13 protein-coding genes and 5 tRNA genes are annotated in these 15,603 nt (G+C 62.5%); 13 read left to right on the forward strand and 5 right to left on the reverse strand.

Features of this window, described 5'->3' with window-relative positions; all coding sequences use genetic code 11:
- The first annotated feature begins 78 nt into the window (after nt 1–78).
- Together F3J44_RS26055 and F3J44_RS26060 are read left to right on the forward strand one after the other, a co-directional pair.
- Nucleotides 79–834, forward strand: coding sequence for a spermidine synthase (locus F3J44_RS26055; RefSeq protein WP_167277321.1), 756 nt, complete (start codon nt 79–81; stop codon nt 832–834).
- A 472-nt stretch (nt 835–1,306) separates the two neighbouring features.
- Nucleotides 1,307–2,986, forward strand: a complete 1,680-nt coding sequence (locus tag F3J44_RS26060; RefSeq protein WP_167058335.1) for a DEAD/DEAH box helicase — start codon at nt 1,307–1,309, stop codon at nt 2,984–2,986.
- Between the two features lie 102 nt (nt 2,987–3,088).
- Here the strand turns inward: F3J44_RS26060 and F3J44_RS26065 are convergent, their stop codons facing one another.
- Entirely contained in the window at nt 3,089–3,856 is a 768-nt protein-coding gene (locus F3J44_RS26065; RefSeq protein ID WP_167277323.1) for a class III extradiol ring-cleavage dioxygenase, read from the reverse strand.
- 102 nt (nt 3,857–3,958) lie between these two features.
- Between F3J44_RS26065 and F3J44_RS26070 the strand changes: the two genes are divergently transcribed.
- Nucleotides 3,959–4,609 (forward strand): thiopurine S-methyltransferase, encoded by a 651-nt coding sequence (locus tag F3J44_RS26070; RefSeq protein WP_167277324.1) that lies wholly within the window; start codon nt 3,959–3,961, stop codon nt 4,607–4,609.
- A 104-nt stretch (nt 4,610–4,713) separates the two neighbouring features.
- On the opposite strand, the gene htpX is transcribed toward F3J44_RS26070, so the two are convergent.
- Together htpX and F3J44_RS26080 are read right to left on the reverse strand one after the other, a co-directional pair.
- Nucleotides 4,714–5,601, reverse strand: coding sequence for a protease HtpX (gene htpX, locus F3J44_RS26075; RefSeq protein ID WP_167058326.1), 888 nt, complete (start codon nt 5,599–5,601; stop codon nt 4,714–4,716).
- Nucleotides 5,602–5,863: 262 nt separating this feature from the next.
- A complete protein-coding gene (locus F3J44_RS26080; protein ID WP_167058323.1) occupies nt 5,864–7,075 on the reverse strand; it encodes a pyridoxal phosphate-dependent aminotransferase in 1,212 nt (403 codons plus the stop codon).
- Between the two features lie 168 nt (nt 7,076–7,243).
- On the opposite strand from F3J44_RS26080, the gene msrB reads away from it, so the two are divergent.
- Both msrB and F3J44_RS26090 read left to right on the forward strand, forming a co-directional pair.
- Nucleotides 7,244–7,645 carry a peptide-methionine (R)-S-oxide reductase MsrB gene (gene msrB / locus F3J44_RS26085; protein ID WP_167058320.1) on the forward strand — a complete coding sequence of 134 codons (402 nt, stop codon included), beginning with the start codon at nt 7,244–7,246 and terminating at the stop codon, nt 7,643–7,645.
- Nucleotides 7,646–7,647: 2 nt separating this feature from the next.
- Complete coding sequence (locus tag F3J44_RS26090; RefSeq protein ID WP_167277325.1) at nt 7,648–8,136, forward strand: glutathione peroxidase; 489 nt, start codon at nt 7,648–7,650, stop codon at nt 8,134–8,136.
- Here F3J44_RS26090 and F3J44_RS26095 read toward each other — a convergent pair.
- Nucleotides 8,126–10,441, reverse strand: coding sequence for a response regulator (locus tag F3J44_RS26095; RefSeq protein ID WP_240158530.1), 2,316 nt, complete (start codon nt 10,439–10,441; stop codon nt 8,126–8,128). The genes F3J44_RS26090 and F3J44_RS26095 overlap by 11 nt on opposite strands.
- 182 nt (nt 10,442–10,623) lie before the next feature.
- On the opposite strand from F3J44_RS26095, the gene F3J44_RS26100 reads away from it, so the two are divergent.
- Entirely contained in the window at nt 10,624–11,511 is an 888-nt protein-coding gene (locus F3J44_RS26100; protein ID WP_167058311.1) for an ATP-binding protein, read from the forward strand.
- A gap of 2 nt (nt 11,512–11,513) precedes the next feature.
- Nucleotides 11,514–11,996 carry a GAF domain-containing protein gene (locus F3J44_RS26105; protein WP_167277329.1) on the forward strand — a complete coding sequence of 161 codons (483 nt, stop codon included), beginning with the start codon at nt 11,514–11,516 and terminating at the stop codon, nt 11,994–11,996.
- 112 nt (nt 11,997–12,108) lie between these two features.
- On the opposite strand, the gene F3J44_RS26110 is transcribed toward F3J44_RS26105, so the two are convergent.
- Nucleotides 12,109–12,876 (reverse strand): hypothetical protein, encoded by a 768-nt coding sequence (locus F3J44_RS26110; RefSeq protein ID WP_167277331.1) that lies wholly within the window; start codon nt 12,874–12,876, stop codon nt 12,109–12,111.
- Between the two features lie 316 nt (nt 12,877–13,192).
- Between F3J44_RS26110 and F3J44_RS26115 the strand changes: the two genes are divergently transcribed.
- The 6 genes from F3J44_RS26115 (at nt 13,193) to F3J44_RS26140 (ending at nt 15,491) form a co-directional block, all read left to right on the forward strand.
- Nucleotides 13,193–13,268 (forward strand) — tRNA-Glu (locus F3J44_RS26115).
- Between the two features lie 4 nt (nt 13,269–13,272).
- Nucleotides 13,273–13,348: transfer RNA gene (locus F3J44_RS26120), tRNA-Gly, on the forward strand.
- A 90-nt stretch (nt 13,349–13,438) separates the two neighbouring features.
- A tRNA-Glu gene (locus tag F3J44_RS26125) sits at nt 13,439–13,514 on the forward strand.
- 3 nt (nt 13,515–13,517) lie between these two features.
- Nucleotides 13,518–13,593 (forward strand) — tRNA-Gly (locus F3J44_RS26130).
- Between the two features lie 47 nt (nt 13,594–13,640).
- Nucleotides 13,641–13,716 (forward strand) — tRNA-Gly (locus tag F3J44_RS26135).
- A gap of 416 nt (nt 13,717–14,132) precedes the next feature.
- Nucleotides 14,133–15,491 (forward strand): hypothetical protein, encoded by a 1,359-nt coding sequence (locus F3J44_RS26140; protein WP_167277333.1) that lies wholly within the window; start codon nt 14,133–14,135, stop codon nt 15,489–15,491.
- Nucleotides 15,492–15,603 lie beyond the last annotated feature (112 nt).

Below are 15,603 nucleotides of genomic sequence, written 5' to 3' on the forward strand. Positions count from 1 at the left end.
GTAGCAGTGGCGCGGCGCTTGTTGCATCCAGGGCGTTGGCGGACAATGCGCGTTTTTGCGCGGGTGAGTGGCAGGTAGATGACGACGGAGCGGGAAGAGAAGCTGTTGGCCCGGGTCGAGGATGCCTTTGGCGTGGTCAGCGTGTACGAGGTGGACGACTACCGCTTCCTTGAGTTCGGCGATGCCATCGAGCAGAGCTGCGTGTTCACCGCCGACCCCAGCTGGCTGGAGTACGACTACACCCGCGCCATGCTGGTGGGTGCGCTGTGCCATGCGCAGCCGGAAAGTGCGCTGTTCCTGGGCCTGGGCGCCGGCACCCTGACCCAGGCGTGCATGAAATTCCTGCCGCTGGACGACATCGAGGCCATCGAGCTGCGCCCCGACGTGCCGCGCCTGGCCATGCAATACCTGGGGCTGGATGACGACCCACGGCTGTACGTGCGCATTGGCGATGCCCTGGAGCTGCTGCCCACGGCAGAAAAAGCCGACCTGTTGTTCGTCGACCTGTACACCGACCATGGGCCGGGGGTTGGCCACCTGGCGTGGAACTTCCTTGAAAGCTGCCAGCAGCAGCTCAACCCTGGCGGCTGGCTGGTGATAAACCAGTGGGCCACCGATGACGGCAAGCCGCTGGGGGCGGCGCTGTTGCGTGGGCTGTACCACCGGCATTACTGGGAATTGCCGGTGAAGGAGGGCAATGTGATCCTGCTGGTGCCGGCGGACCTGGAGCAGGCGCTGGACCTTGACGGCTTGCGCGCACGGGCCGAGGCGTTGGCGCCGCGGTTGGGGTATAGCCTGGATGGGCTGATTGGCGAGATTCGGCCGGCTAGCTGAAGGCCTGGGCCTGCGCCGCTCTTCGGTAGGAGCGAGCGTAGCTCGCGATGGGGCGCGCAGCGGCCCCAGGGATTCAGCTTCGCGGCTCATCACGCCGGGACTGCTCTGCAGCCCATCGCGAGCTGCGCTCGCTCCTACAGGGGCGGCACTGCGGGCTTCCAGAAAAACGATTCAGCCCTGGCCAGTTGATGGCGCGATACTGGCCAAGCGGCCAGAAAAATTTACTCACCCCCCCCTCATTAATTCGGGTATAGTACGCGCCGGTCTTTTAGCGGACCTCAAAATCAGGTGGTGCAAATCCTCCGAGTCCAGCTTCGGCTGCACGTCCGCTAGGCGGACCTTCCCACGTATTCTTTTTCAATCGTTTTCGCAAATCCCCGCCGCCAAAGCTGCCTGGGTGACCGTTCCGGTCTTTCAAGGCATGTGCAGCTTTGGAGCATGGGTCTTTGCGGATGCACCTAGAGGCAGACCCATGACCCAGGAAACCGGCGGCTTCGCCGCTCTCGATCTGAACCCGAACATTGTTGCTGCCGTCCTGGCTACCGGCTATGAAGAGCCGTCGGCCATTCAGCAACAATCGATCCCGATCATCCTCGCCGGTCACGACATGATCGGCCAGGCGCAGACTGGCACCGGCAAGACCGCTGCCTTCGCCCTGCCGATCCTCAACAAGATCGATGTGAGCAAGCGCGAACCGCAAGCCCTGATCCTGGCGCCAACCCGTGAGTTGGCGCTGCAAGTTGCTACCGCTTTCGAAACCTACGCCAAGCAGATGCCAGGCGTGAACGTCGTGGCCGTTTACGGCGGTGCCCCGATGGGCCCGCAGCTGCGGGCCATCCGCAACGGCGCGCAAATCGTCGTCGCTACCCCAGGCCGCCTGTGCGACCACCTGCGTCGTGACGAAAAAGTCCTGTCCACCGTGCAGTACCTGGTGCTGGACGAAGCCGACGAAATGCTCAAGCTGGGCTTCATGGACGACCTCGAAGTGATCTTCGATGCCATCCCGGCCAGCCGCCAGACCGTGCTGTTCTCCGCGACCCTGCCGTCGTCGATCCGCTCGATCGCCGAACGCCACCTGCGCGAGCCTAAGCACGTCAAGATCCAGAGCAAGACCCAGACCGTTACCGCGATCGACCAGGCGCACCTGATGGTGCACGCCGACCAGAAGATCCCGGCTGTGCTGCGCCTGCTGGAAGTGGAAGAGTTCGACGCGCTGATCGCCTTCGTGCGTACCAAGCAAGCCACCCTGGACCTGGCCGCCGCGCTGGAAGCCAAAGGCTACAAGGCTGCCGCGCTGAACGGCGACATCGCCCAGAACCAGCGTGAGCGCGTCATCGACTCGCTCAAGGATGGCCGCCTGGACATCGTCGTCGCCACCGACGTCGCTGCCCGTGGCCTGGACGTACCGCGCATCACCCACGTGTTCAACGTCGACATGCCGTACGACCCAGAGTCCTACGTTCACCGTATCGGCCGTACCGGCCGTGCCGGTCGCGATGGCCGTGCGCTGCTGCTGGTCACCCCGCGTGAGCGCCGCATGCTGCAGGTGATCGAGCGCGTTACCGGCCAGAAAGTGGCCGAAGCCCGCCTGCCGAACGCCCAGGCCGTGCTGGACGCCCGCATCAAGAAGCTGACCAACAGCCTGGCGCCGCTGGTGGCCGAAGCAGAAGCCACCCATGGCGAGCTGTTCGACCGCCTGACCGCTGACCTGGGCTGCAGCGCCCGTGCCCTGGCTTCGGCCCTGCTGCGCAAGGCCACCAACGGCCAAGCGCTGGACCTGGCCACCGTTGAACGCGAGCAACCGCTGGTACCAAGCTTCGCCCCACGCGGCGAACGTACCGAGCGCGGTGAGCGCAGCGACCGTGGTGACCGTGGTGAGCGCGAGCGTCGTGCGCCACTGCCGCTGGCCGAAGGCCGCGTGCGTTGCCGCACTGCCCTGGGTGCCCGTGACGGCATCGCCGCCAAGAACCTGCTGGGCGCGATCCTCAACGAAGGCGGCCTGGCCCGCGACGCCATCGGCCGCATCCAGGTGCGCGACAGCTTCAGCCTGATCGAGCTGCCGGAAGATGGCCTGGAGCGTCTGCTGACCAAGCTGAAGGACACCCGCGTTGCCGGCAAGCAGCTGAAGCTGCGCCGTTACCGCGAAGATTGATCCTGAAGCAATAAAAAAATCCCCGGCCTAGGTCGGGGATTTTTTTGCCAATGAAAACGCCACCGCCCTGGTAGGAGCGAGCGCAGCTCGCGATAGCGATCTTCAGCCGAACCGATAAATGTCCATCCCCAGCGCCCCCAGGGTAAACCCCTGATGCACCACGCCAAACCGCCCCCCAGCCCCCAAGGCAAAGTACAACGGCAGCAAATGCTCATCACTGGGGTGGTTGCGCACCGCAAACGGCGCCTGTTTCCGGTAATCCAGCAAGGCCGCCTGGTCATCCGCTTGCAGCCGCTGCACCACCCAGTCCCGAAACGCCAACGCCCAAGGCTCGATCACCTCTGGCCCGGCATGCCAGTCCAATTCACCCAGGTTGTGGGTAATGCTCCCCGAGCCCACCAGCAGAATGCCTTCACTGCGCAACCCCGCCAGCGCCTGGCCCACCTTCAGCTGCAGGGCCGGCCCCGCCTGGCTGGGCAAGGACACCTGAATCAGCGGAATATCCGCCTGCGGGTACATCAGCGACAGCGGCACCCAGGCGCCATGGTCGAATGGCCGCTGTGCATCCAGGCGCGCAGGCAGGCCGGCCGCGTTCAGCAGCTCGCTGACCTGCCCAGCCAGTGCAGGCTCGCCCGGCGCCGGGTACTGCACGGCATACAGCGCCGGCGGGAAGCCATGGAAGTCGTGCCAGGTTTCAGGGTGGGCGCTGCCGGTTACCAGCAGCTCACGGCTTTCCCAGTGCGCCGACACCACCACCACCGCCTTGGGCCGGGGCAGGGCGCGGGCCAGGGCGGCCAGGGCCGGCCCGCTGGCGCCGGGCTGCAGGGCGAGCATGGGGGAACCGTGGGAAATGAACAGGCTGGGCAACATGGTTGGGGTCCTGAGGTTTAAGATGTCATCATCTTCGGCCAACTAAACATCGAAATCCAAACCAAGTTTTACCCTAAACCCATCTAAAAATCAGGAGTAATCATGGAAGCTGCGTTCTGGCAAAAGCGTTGGGCCAACAACCAGATCGGTTTTCACCGCACGGACGTAAACCCTTTCCTGCAGGCGCATTGGCCCACCCTGGGGCTGGCGGCGGGCAGCCGCGTGCTGGTGCCGCTGTGCGGCAAGAGCCTGGACATGGCCTGGCTGGCGGAGCAGGGGCATCGGGTGGTGGGGGTGGAGCTGTCGCGCCTGGCGGTGGAAGACTTTTTCCGTGAGCAGGGGCTGCAGCCTGAGGTGGCGCAGCAGGGGGCGTTCGAGGTGTGGCGCAGTGGCGCTATCGAGGTTTGGTGCGGCGATTTTTTTGCCCTGCGGGCCGAAGACCTTGCCGATTGCCAGGGGCTGTATGACCGGGCGGCGGTGATTGCCTTGCCACTGGAGATGCGTGGGCGCTACATGGCGCATTTGGCCAAGGTGTTGCCGGCGGGGTGCAAGGGGGTGTTGCTGACCATGGTTTACGACCAGCAGTTGGTCGATGGGCCGCCGTTCTCGGTGTCGGATGATGAGGTGCGTGCGGGGTATGCCGGGGGGCGGGTGCAGCGGCTGGAAGAGCGGGAAGTGATCGACGAGAGCCCGAAATTTCTGCAGGCTGGGGTGGCCAGTGTGTTGGAGCGGGTGTATCTCGTAGCGTTTTGAGTGGGGGGGTGGCCTGTGCTGGCCTCTTCGCGGGGCAAGCCCGCTCCTACAAACAAAAGGGGGTGTTTTTTGTAGGAGCGGGCCCCGCGAAAGGACCCTGTGGATCAACCGCGGCGGCGCAGGGCCTCGATGCGCTCTTCCAGCGGCGGGTGGCTCATCAGCAGGCCGGCCAGGCCGTGCTTGAGGCCACCGTTGATGCCGAAGGCCTTCATGGTGTCCGGCATGTGCACCGGCAGGCCTTGCTCCACGCGCAGGCGCTGCAGGGCGCCGATCATGGCGGCGGTGCCGGCCAGTTGGGCGCCGGCTTCGTCGGCGCGGTATTCGCGGCGGCGCGAGAACCACATGACGATCATGCTGGCCAGAATGCCCAAAATCAGTTCGGCAACGATGGTGGCCACGTAGTAGGCGATGCCCTGGCCTTCCTCGTTCTTGAAAATCACCTTGTCGACGAAGTTGCCGATGATGCGGGCGAAGAACATCACGAAGGTGTTCACCACGCCCTGCACCAGCGCCAGGGTGACCATGTCGCCATTGGCCACGTGGCCGATCTCGTGGGCCAGCACGGCGCGCACTTCATCGGGCGAGAAGCGCTCCAGAAGGCCCTGGGACACGGCCACCAGGGCGTCGTTGCGGTTCCAGCCGGTGGCGAAGGCGTTGGCCTCGTAGGCCGGGAAAATACCCACCTCGGGCATCTTGATGCCGGCCTCGCGCGACAGCTCCTCCACCGTTTGCAACAGCCACTGCTCGTGGCGGGTGCGCGGCTGGGTGATGATCTGGGTGCCGGTGGACATCTTCGCCATCCACTTGGAGATGAACAGCGAAACCAGGGAGCCGGCAAAGCCGAACACGGCGCAGAACACCAGCAGGCTGCTGAGGTTCAGGTCAACCCCGTTGGCGGCCATGAACCCGTTGAAACCGAACAGGCTCAGGGTAATGCTTGCAACCAGCACCACCGCGAGGTTGGTGGCTACAAACAACAGAATGCGCATCATGGTTGTTACGTTCTCCTGACGGATGAGTCATTGCTTACTGCGGGGTATATAAGGTGCCGGCCGCGCCGATTCAATCGGGCGACTATTACAAACTGTGTACGGCGCAGTATGGCAGAGGATGGTGCGGGGGCTGTGGGATAGAGCGTTGCAGGATGTAAGAATTGGTGAAGGGGCGCCGCAGTGCGGCGCATCGCGAGCTGCGCTCGCTCCTACCAGGGGTTCACCTGTGCCGTAGGAGCGAGCAAAGCTCGCGATGAGGCCATTACTGCGAATAGGTACGCAGGAAATTGCCAATCCGCCCAATCGCCGCTTCCAGGTCATCCACCCGCGGCAAGGTCACCACGCGGAAGTGGTCTGGCCACGGCCAGTTGAACGCCGTGCCCTGCACGATCAGCAGCTTTTCCGACAGCAGCAGGTCGAGGGCGAATTTCTCGTCGTTGAGAATCGGGCACACTTTCGGGTCGATCCGCGGGAACGCATACAGCGCGCCCATCGGCTTCACGCAGCTGACGCCAGGAATATCGTTCAGCAGCTCATAGGTGCGGTTGCGCTGCTCCAGCAGGCGCCCTGGCGGCAGCACCAGGTCGTTGATGCTCTGGTAGCCACCCAGCGCCGTTTGAATCGCATGCTGGGCCGGCACGTTGGCGCACAGGCGCATGTTGGCCAGCATGTCGATGCCTTCGATGTAGCTCTGCGCGTGGTGCTTGGGCCCGGAGATAATCAGCCAGCCGGAACGGAAGCCCGCCACCCGGTACGACTTGGACAAGCCGTTGAAGGTCAGGCACAGCAGGTCTGGAGCCAGCGAGGCGGTGCTGATGTGCACGGCTTCGTCGTAGAGGATCTTGTCGTAGATCTCGTCGGAGAACACCACCAGGTTGTGCTGGCGCGCCAGCTCCAGCATGCCCAGCAGCAGCTCCTTGGAGTACACCGCGCCCGTTGGGTTGTTCGGGTTGATGATTACCAGGGCCTTGGTGTTCGGGGTGATCTTGGCCTTGATGTCGGCAAGGTCAGGGAACCAGTCGGCCTGCTCGTCGCACAGGTAGTGCACCGGCTTGCCACCGGCCAGGCTCACGGCGGCGGTCCACAGTGGGTAGTCGGGGGCTGGAATCAGCACCTCGTCGCCATTGTTGAGCAGCGCCTGCATCGACATCACGATCAGCTCGGACACGCCGTTGCCGAGGTAGATGTCCTCGATGGTGACGCCTTCGATTTCCTTCTGCTGGCAGTACTGCATCACCGCCTTGCGCGCGCTGAACAGGCCCTTGGAGTCGCTGTAGCCCTGGGCGGTCGGCAGGTTGCGGATCACATCCTGGAGAATTTCGTCCGGTGCCTCGAAGCCAAAGGGCGCCGGGTTGCCGATGTTCAGCTTGAGGATGCGGTGGCCTTCCTCTTCCAGGCGTTTGGCGTGCTTGAGCACCGGGCCGCGAATGTCGTAGCAGACATTGGCGAGCTTGTTCGATTTGCTGAACTGCATGATGTGATCCCGATTGAGAATACGCGGCGCGCCGCCGTCGAAAGGTTTGAAAGGGCGAGGCGCGGGTGCCAGACTGGAAGCCTTGCACACGAAGCCAACTAATATACGTGCCACCCGCGCCAGGGAAAAGACGGCGCGAGGTGAAATTCAGCCTGCCGAGGTTCCCCCATGCAAAAGATTGAAAAGACGCTTGACCAGTGGCGTGAAATGCTCGACCCCGCCCAGTATCAAGTGTGCCGCCTGAAGGGCACCGAACGGCCGTTCAGCGGCAAGTACAACAGCGAGCGCCGCGCCGGCGTGTACACCTGCATCTGCTGTGGCCTGGCGCTGTTCGACTCGCACACCAAGTTCGACTCCGGCTGCGGCTGGCCGAGCTTCTATGCCCCCATCGAGGCCAGCGCCATGGTCGAAATCCGCGACACCTCCCACGGCATGATCCGCACCGAGGTCACCTGCGCCCAGTGCGACGCCCACCTGGGCCACGTGTTCCCCGACGGCCCGCCGCCCACCGGCCTGCGCTACTGCATCAACTCGGTGTGCCTGGACTTCCAGCCCCGCGACGGAGCCTGAGCATGGCCGCCTCGATGCTGGACATCCCCTGCGTGACCCTGGGCGGTGAGCAGAAAACTCTGGCCGATTTCGCCGGCAAGGCGCTGCTGGTGGTCAACACCGCCAGCCAGTGCGGCTTCACCCCGCAGTACAAAGGCCTTGAGCAGCTGTGGCAGGCCCACCGCGAGCGCGGCCTGGTGGTGCTGGGCTTTCCCTGCAACCAGTTCGGCAAGCAGGAGCCGGGCGATGCCGGCGAAATTGCCCAGTTCTGCGAGCTGAACTTCGGTGTCAGCTTCCCGCTGATGCGCAAGGTGGAGGTCAACGGGCCGGGCGCGCACCCGCTGTTCGTCGAACTCAAGCAGCGTGCGCCGGGCTTGCTGGGCTGGCAGAAGATCAAGTGGAACTTCACCAAGTTCCTGGTCGACCCGGCCAGCGGCAAGGTGACGCGCTATGCGCCCACCACCAAACCCCAGGCCCTGGAAGCCGACATCGAGCGCCTGCTCAGCCGCTGACCGGCACCCAATGGTCGATCAGCGCCAGCAGCTCCTCGCGGCGAAACGGCTTGGCCAGGTAGTCGTTCATGCCCGCGGCGCGGCAACGCTCGCGTTCCTCGGGCATGGCGTTGGCGGTGAGGGCAACGATCGGCAGGTCGGTCCAGCGCCCGCTCTGGCGGATGCGCCGGCTGGCCTCGTAGCCATCCATCACCGGCATGTTGCAGTCCATCAGCACCAGGTCGAAGTCTTCCTGTTCCAGCCATTCCAGGGCCTCGACGCCCTGGGTGGCGACCTGCACCTGGCAGCCGAGCTTGGCCAGCATGCCCTTGGCCACCAGCTGGTTCACCGGGTTGTCCTCCACCAGCAGAATGCGCGCCCGGCCCTCGGCGGCGGTCAGTTGCGGAGTGGCCAGCGGGTGCTCCGGCGCATGGCCCTGCAGGGTGCGGCGCAGGGTTTGGTACAGGGCATTGCGCGCCAGTGGGCGGGCCAGCTGGTGCAGCGGTGCCAATTGCGCCGACTGCTCGCTGGGCAGGAAGTTGCCGTAGGCGGTCACCAGCAGAATCGGCACCTTCAGCGCCGGGCGCAGCTGGAACAGGTGCTCCAGGTCGTCGGTAATCAGCAGGTCGGGGGTGGCCTGGGGCAGCGCGGCGGGGTCGTCGTGGCGCTGGTAGCTCAGCCCCCAGCCGGGCAGCAGGCCTTGCAGCAGCTCGCTCAAGCCGCTGCCGGCCGTGCTCAGGGCTGCCACCCGGCCCTGTAGCGGCGCAGGGGCCACCGCCTCGGTGTGGGTGGCCAGCGGCAGGTCGGCGGCAAAGCGGCTGCCTGCGCCTGGCTGCGACTGAATGTTCAAGTGGCCGTGCATGGCCTTGCACAGGTTGCGCGTCAGGGCCAGGCCCAGGCCGGTGCCGCCATATTGGCGGGTGATGCCGGCACCGGCCTGGGTGAAGGGCTGGAAGATGCGCGCCTGGGCGTCCTCGGGAATGCCGATGCCGGTGTCGCGCACTTCCAGGCGCACGCCGCCAACGATGGTCGACAGGCGCACGTCAACGCGGCCAACACGGGTGAACTTCAAGGCGTTGGACAGCAAATTGCTGATGACCTGGCGCACCCGCGTGGGGTCGCCCAGTACCGAGCTTGGGAAGTCGGCAGCCACCAGGCAGGTCAGTTCCACCCCCTGGGCGGCATTTTGCGACAGCAGGTTGGCGGTGTCTTCGACCATGGCGCCGAGGTCGAACGGAATGCGCTCCAGCTCCAGCTGGCCGGCATCGAACTTGGACAGGTCGAGGATATCGTTGAGCAGTTCCACCAGCACCTTGCCCGAGTCGTGGGCGATTGCCAGTTGTTGGCGTTGCTCGCCGGCCAGCGGGCTGTCCAGGGCCAGGGCGATCATGCCGAGCATGCCATTGAGCGGCGTGCGGATTTCGTGGCTCATGTTGGCCAGGAAGGCCGCCCGCGCCTGAGCCATGTCCAGGGCGCGCTGGCGGGCGTCGTCCAGTTCCTGGTTGGACTGGCTCAGGCGGCTGTTGCTGGCCTTGAGCTCGTCGGTGCGCGCCGAAACGATGTCTTCCAGCTCGTTGAGGTACTGGGTCAGGCGGTTTTCCGCGGTGCGCCGCTGCTGGATTTCGGTCGACATGCTGACGAACTGCTGGTTGGCCACCTTCACCAGCACGCCGATCTCGTCCAGTTCGTGCCCCGGCGGGCAGTCCACCCGGGTTTGCCCGGGCTGGCGCGGATCGCGGCTGGTGAGGGCGCTGATTACCGTCACCAGTGGCTTGGTCAGCAGCATGTGGAACAACGCCAGGAGGATGCCGGTGAGCACCAGGCTACGGGCGAAACCGTTGAGCAGGGTGATGCCGGCGCGGTCGAGGAAGCGGCTGCCAAAGGCGTAGGTGTCGACGTCCAGGTACAGGGTGCCCAGGTATTCCTCGGGCATGTGGGTGAGGTACAGGCGTTCCTTGAACTGGCGCTGCTCACCGAACAGGAAATCGCTCAAGGGGCGGTAGCGGTCTTGCAGGGGCGGGCGCTGTACATCGGCCAGCACGGTTTCGTTGTTGTCGATCAGCTGGGCGCGAACGATGGCTGGGGATTGCAGCAGGCCGCGGGTCAGCTCCAGGGCCAGTTCCGAATCGATGTTGTAGGCGATGCGCGAGGCCGGGTTATGGCTGATTTGCAGCAACGCGCGCACTTCGCGGTTGATGGATGCGTCTTCGCTGGCATAATCGATGCCGATCTGGATGAGACTGAGCAATGTACCCAGGATGAAGCCGACCAGGACTGTCAACCGGGCTTGCTTGTATGACAGGCGATTGGTGAACTTGATATCCATGAGTCCCGAGCCGGTTCCACGTTCCTTGCGCTGCGCAAGCATAGCCGAATAGCCACGGCTGCTGGCGGGTCTGTCTGTTCATTTCAGTTGATTACCAAACAGGGGCCGCTGCGCCTGCAGGAGCGGGCTTGACCCGCGATGGGCAGCGCAGGCCCCCATAACTGAAATTTGTAGGAGTCCTCATGGACGCTCGCTTGAATGCTTTCCTGGAACGCGCCGAATCGGTACTGGCGCGCCTTGAACCCCTGTTGCCGGCACCGCGCCCGGACATCGACTGGAACACCACCCTGGCCGCCCGCTGGCAGCGCGATGGCCGCAGTGGCTACCTGATGCCGCTGGAAGTGAGCCTGGACATCCGCCTGACCGACCTGATCGGCGTGGACAAACAGCGCGAGCAACTGGGCCGCAACACCCACCAGTTCATCAACGGCATGCCCGCCAACCACGCCTTGCTGTGGGGCTCGCGCGGCACGGGTAAATCGTCGCTGGTGCGCGCCCTGCTGGCCGAGCATGCCGGCCAAGGCCTGCGCCTGATCGAAATCGAGCGCGACCACCTGGCCGACCTGCCGCGTGTCGTTGAACAGCTGCAGAAGCTGCCCCAACGCTTCATCCTGTTCTGCGACGACCTCTCGTTCGAAGCCGGGGAGGGCGATTACCGGGTGCTCAAGAGCGTGCTCGACGGCTCGCTGGAGCAAGCCCCGGACAACGTGCTGCTGTACGCCACCTCCAACCGCCGCCACCTGGTGCCGGAAAAACAGAGCGACAACGAAAACTGGAAGATGGTCGACGGCGAGCTGCACCCCAACGAGGCGGTGGAAGATAAAATCGCCCTGTCCGACCGTTTTGGCCTGTGGCTGTCGTTCTACCCGTTCAGCCAGGAGCACTTCCTTGACGTGGTCGAGCACTGGATCGGCCAGCTGGCCCGCCCGGCGGGCCTGGCCTGGCAACGTGACGAAGCCCTGGAAATTCTCGCCGTGCGCTGGGCAACCGGGCGCGGCAACCGTAATGGCCGTTGTGCCTATCAGTTCGCCCGCTACTGGGTTGGGCTGCAATTGCTGGAGCAAAAGTAAACATGATCGACCTCAATGCCAGTGGCGCTGGCCTCGATGGCTACCACCTGCTGGCGGCGCAAGTGCAGGCGCTGTTCGCCGACGAGCGCGACTTCATCGCCAATGCCGCGCAGTTCTCGGCGTTTCTCTACAACCAGGTGGATGACCTGAACTGGGCGGGGTTCTACCTCAACCGCAACGAAGAACTGGTGCTGGGCCCGTTCCAGGGCCAGGTGGCCTGCGTGCGCATTCCGTTCAGCAGGGGTGTGTGCGGGGCGGCGGCGGCCACCCGGCAGACCCAGCGGGTGGAAGATGTGCATGCGTTTCCCGGGCATATCGCTTGCGACAGTGCGTCGAACAGCGAGCTGGTGATTCCGCTGGTGAAGGATGGCCGGTTGATTGGTGTGCTGGACCTGGATAGCCCGAAGCTTGGGCGGTTCAGTGAGGCGGATCAGGTGGGGTTGGAGCGGTTGGTGGCGATCTTTCTGGAACTGACTGACTGCTGATGGTGTGTTGCCTGGGCTGGCCTCTTCGCGGGGCAAGCCCGCTCCTACAAAGGACGCATTCCCCCTGTAGGATCGGGCTTGCCCCGCGAAAGGGCCGGCCCAGGCTCACCCCTCAATCATAAATAACCCGCTTCTTCCAGGTCTCGTCCTCATCGGTCTTGAGCCCTTCGGTCAATTCGTTCTGCTCGTTATCCGCCGGCTCCATCTTGTCCAGCACCTGGGCATTGGCGCGGGCCAGCAATTTCTCCAGATACCTCAACTGCTCCTCATACACCTTCGGCTCCGGCTGCTTGCGCAAATACTGCACGCCACGCTCGAAGGCCAGCCGCGCCTGCCCGGGCTGTTCCTGCTGCAGGGCCTGCTGGCCGAGGTTATTGAAGAACTCGATGTGCAACAGCACCAGGATGTGGCGAATCTCCTTCACCCACTGCTTGCCCTCGGCGGTTTGCAGCACGTTCTCCTGGGTGCCCTTGACGATCTGCGTGTGCAGGGCTTCGAGCAGGAAGCGCACGTCCTTGGCCTTGGCTTCGGTCTGGATAGGGCAGGGCGGGTTGTTGACGGCAATCTTGTCGCCCAGGGCCACCTGGCCTTCCAGCTCGGCAATGCGGGCCTTGAGGCTGGCGTTGTGCTTGTCCAGCGCCAACTGGCGCTGATTGAGGTTCAGCTCCAGGCGCGCCAGCAGCCGTTTCAGCCCCGGGGTCATGAACTGGCCGGGGAAGGTCTCGGTGATTTCGCCACAGCGGCGCACACGGTCGGCCAGTTCGATCTTCAGCCGCGCCCGTTCAAGCTTGCTGTTCTCGACCACATTGTTGAGGTAGCCGATCACGATCAGCAACGCGATACCCGCCACGATAAGCAGGGTGATCAGAAGTGGTGTCACCGTTAACGCCTCATTGAAGAAGAATTACACCCTTAGAGTGTAGTGAGTTCGCCTTGGGACGAACAGCGGCTCCGGCCCTTTGCGTGTAGGCGCGGGCTTGCCCCACGAAAGGGCCGGCACAGCCATGCCGCTTTCTATATCGGCCACCGACCCCACATCTGCACCCCCAACCCACCCGGAAGTCATTGATTTAAATAAATTTCTACAAAGGGGTTGACGACCCTTCCAAGCATCCATAGAATGCGCGCCACTTGCAGCGTAAAGCACACAGCGAAACGCGGCAGGGAGTGAAAGCAAGCAGCAATGCTAGCAGCGTGTCCCCTTCGTCTAGTGGCCTAGGACACCGCCCTTTCACGGCGGTAACAGGGGTTCGAGTCCCCTAGGGGACGCCAAATTGCGGGAATAGCTCAGTTGGTAGAGCACGACCTTGCCAAGGTCGGGGTCGCGAGTTCGAGTCTCGTTTCCCGCTCCAGTTTCTCCAGCAGCGCTTCGGCGAGGCAGGAAAAGAAAATCCAGGTTGAACCGTGAGGTTCAGGTTCTGGTGCACTGAAAAGTGTTGTGTGTCCCCTTCGTCTAGTGGCCTAGGACACCGCCCTTTCACGGCGGTAACAGGGGTTCGAGTCCCCTAGGGGACGCCATTTGCGGGAATAGCTCAGTTGGTAGAGCACGACCTTGCCAAGGTCGGGGTCGCGAGTTCGAGTCTCGTTTCCCGCTCCAGTTTTCTAAACTGTGGCGTCTAAGTGCGGTACGGTAGCTTCAAATATGCGGGAATAGCTCAGTTGGTAGAGCACGACCTTGCCAAGGTCGGGGTCGCGAGTTCGAGTCTCGTTTCCCGCTCCAATAAGGCCTTTGCGAAGTATTTCGCAAGGCTAGAATCAAGGCCCTTCGGGGCCTTTTTTCGTTCCTGAATTTTATTGTTTTCTGATTTTTTCCCTTCCTTGGCGGCCCTATCGCAGGCAAGCCTGCTCCTACATCAGAACGCAATCCCCTGTGGGAGCGGGCTTGCCCGCGAAGCAGGCGATGAGGTCGATGGCACCGGCTGCGCCGGTGTTCGCGGGGCAAGCCCGCTCCTACAGAGGGTGGCGGCGCGCGCCAGCGCAGCCCGCAGGGCTGGGGGATTTCCAGCCAGGGCGGGCCCAGCACCACCCCGCCCACCTGGTAATTCTGCCAGTTTTCGGCGCCAGGAATTCCTTATATACCTTGACGAGGCGGGCAGCCTAGGCGGCCTGGACACACAACCCGGCGAGGGCGAATACATGAACTACGAACAAGTAATGCAATGGCTAGGCGAAAAAGACCGGCTCAATGCTTGGGGTTCGATCGCTGTCTTCGATCGCAAGATGGTCAACAAGTTATTGCTGCAGAATTATATCGCCCGGTACAACTCCAACAGCTACCTTAACCCGGTGAGCTTCACCACAGATGGCACGGAAGAGCGCACTCGCCTTGAAAGTATACTGTTAGATAAACCGCGGCTCTCATTCGAGAACGCTGACATCACCGATTCCCGCGGCCGTTTGCGCATGAGTGTGGTGGGCGGCAATATCGTGACGCAAAAGCTGGTCAATGGTAATTGGTACGCCCGCAAGATTGAGTACCTCAGCCCCGTGCAGGGGCCAGAGCTGATGTTGGATGTTAAGTTGCCAGAGACTCCGATCAGTGTCGCCAAAGGCGGCGAACTCATCATGGACTTACGCCATAGTAGTGACTTTCGCCTAATGCATGTTGATAACGAGGACGAACAATTACGGGTCGGCAACCTGTTCAAGATCTATTTCGAGGGCCTTGCCGATGAACAGCGGCGTTACACCTTAGGTGCATTGCCGGAGAATACCGCTAACCCGTTCATGCAGCCCGAATCGTTTTACGCGCGTACGCAAGGAAAGGTTCAGGGTGATGAAAATGGTGCAGTGTTGATGTTCGTTAAAATGCGCAATAGTGGTGCACCGACTTTCCCTGAAGAGTTTCCTTGGCTTCTCGATGACCAAACTTCTGCGGTTGTTTTGTATCAGGGTAAACGCGTTTTTCTGCCCTGGATGGCGAAATCACTTGTCACATATCTTCGTGATTGGCTCTATGAATTCGATGCTCAAGGTTTGCCTAAAAGTGCAGTCATTGAGAGCGCGGCCACCCTTGGACCTGACGTGTATTTCGATTTTCCTCTGCAGCGGCATGGCGAGACTGTGCATATGTCGATAGACGGGTTTTCTTACATATTCAACGATCGTTCCATTAAATTGGAATACGTAGAGTCTGAGTCTGGTCAACCCAGTATGAGGTTGACGGCAGATTGTTACGGCCATCCGACATTCCATTTTTTGAACTCTTATGATGCTCAGGGTAATTCGCTGATTCCGGGGGGCGATGTCCATCACGACGGCTATGTTCCGGAACGGCAAAATACATTCAGCTGCTCGCTCACCAAAAAATACACTGTTTCGAGCACTTATGGTGTTCTAGCGTCGCCAGCGGAATTAAATGACCTGGAAATTACGCTGGGATATAATCCGCATGGCCCGAAGGGCCCTCAAGCTGAAGTCGCTAGTCAACCGTCGTCCGAGATAGCACGTGACAGTGAATCGGAAATTCTCGATTCCATTGTAAGCGCTCCATGAACCCCACATTCAAAGCGCTCAACTGATCCCGGATGCTGTGCTCCCGATTTCTTTCCGGAGCCCGCCGACCATGATGCGACCCGACGCCAAAGTCGAAACAGTCTACCTCTAC

The organism is Pantoea sp. Tr-811 (assembly GCF_011752535.1).
Lineage (GTDB): Bacteria > Pseudomonadota > Gammaproteobacteria > Pseudomonadales > Pseudomonadaceae > Aquipseudomonas.

Coding starts and splice junctions, on each gene's coding strand:
- F3J44_RS26140 (WP_167277333.1), top strand. CDS start 14,133: ATGAACTACGAACAAGTAATGCAATGGCTAGGCGAAAAAGACCGGCTC.
- F3J44_RS26055 (WP_167277321.1), top strand. CDS start 79: ATGACGACGGAGCGGGAAGAGAAGCTGTTGGCCCGGGTCGAGGATGCC.
- F3J44_RS26080 (WP_167058323.1), bottom strand. CDS start 7,075: ATGCAGTTCAGCAAATCGAACAAGCTCGCCAATGTCTGCTACGACATT.
- F3J44_RS26100 (WP_167058311.1), top strand. CDS start 10,624: ATGGACGCTCGCTTGAATGCTTTCCTGGAACGCGCCGAATCGGTACTG.
- F3J44_RS26105 (WP_167277329.1), top strand. CDS start 11,514: ATGATCGACCTCAATGCCAGTGGCGCTGGCCTCGATGGCTACCACCTG.
- htpX (WP_167058326.1), bottom strand. CDS start 5,601: ATGATGCGCATTCTGTTGTTTGTAGCCACCAACCTCGCGGTGGTGCTG.
- F3J44_RS26090 (WP_167277325.1), top strand. CDS start 7,648: ATGGCCGCCTCGATGCTGGACATCCCCTGCGTGACCCTGGGCGGTGAG.
- F3J44_RS26060 (WP_167058335.1), top strand. CDS start 1,307: ATGACCCAGGAAACCGGCGGCTTCGCCGCTCTCGATCTGAACCCGAAC.
- F3J44_RS26070 (WP_167277324.1), top strand. CDS start 3,959: ATGGAAGCTGCGTTCTGGCAAAAGCGTTGGGCCAACAACCAGATCGGT.
- F3J44_RS26095 (WP_240158530.1), bottom strand. CDS start 10,441: ATGGATATCAAGTTCACCAATCGCCTGTCATACAAGCAAGCCCGGTTG.
- msrB (WP_167058320.1), top strand. CDS start 7,244: ATGCAAAAGATTGAAAAGACGCTTGACCAGTGGCGTGAAATGCTCGAC.
- F3J44_RS26065 (WP_167277323.1), bottom strand. CDS start 3,856: ATGTTGCCCAGCCTGTTCATTTCCCACGGTTCCCCCATGCTCGCCCTG.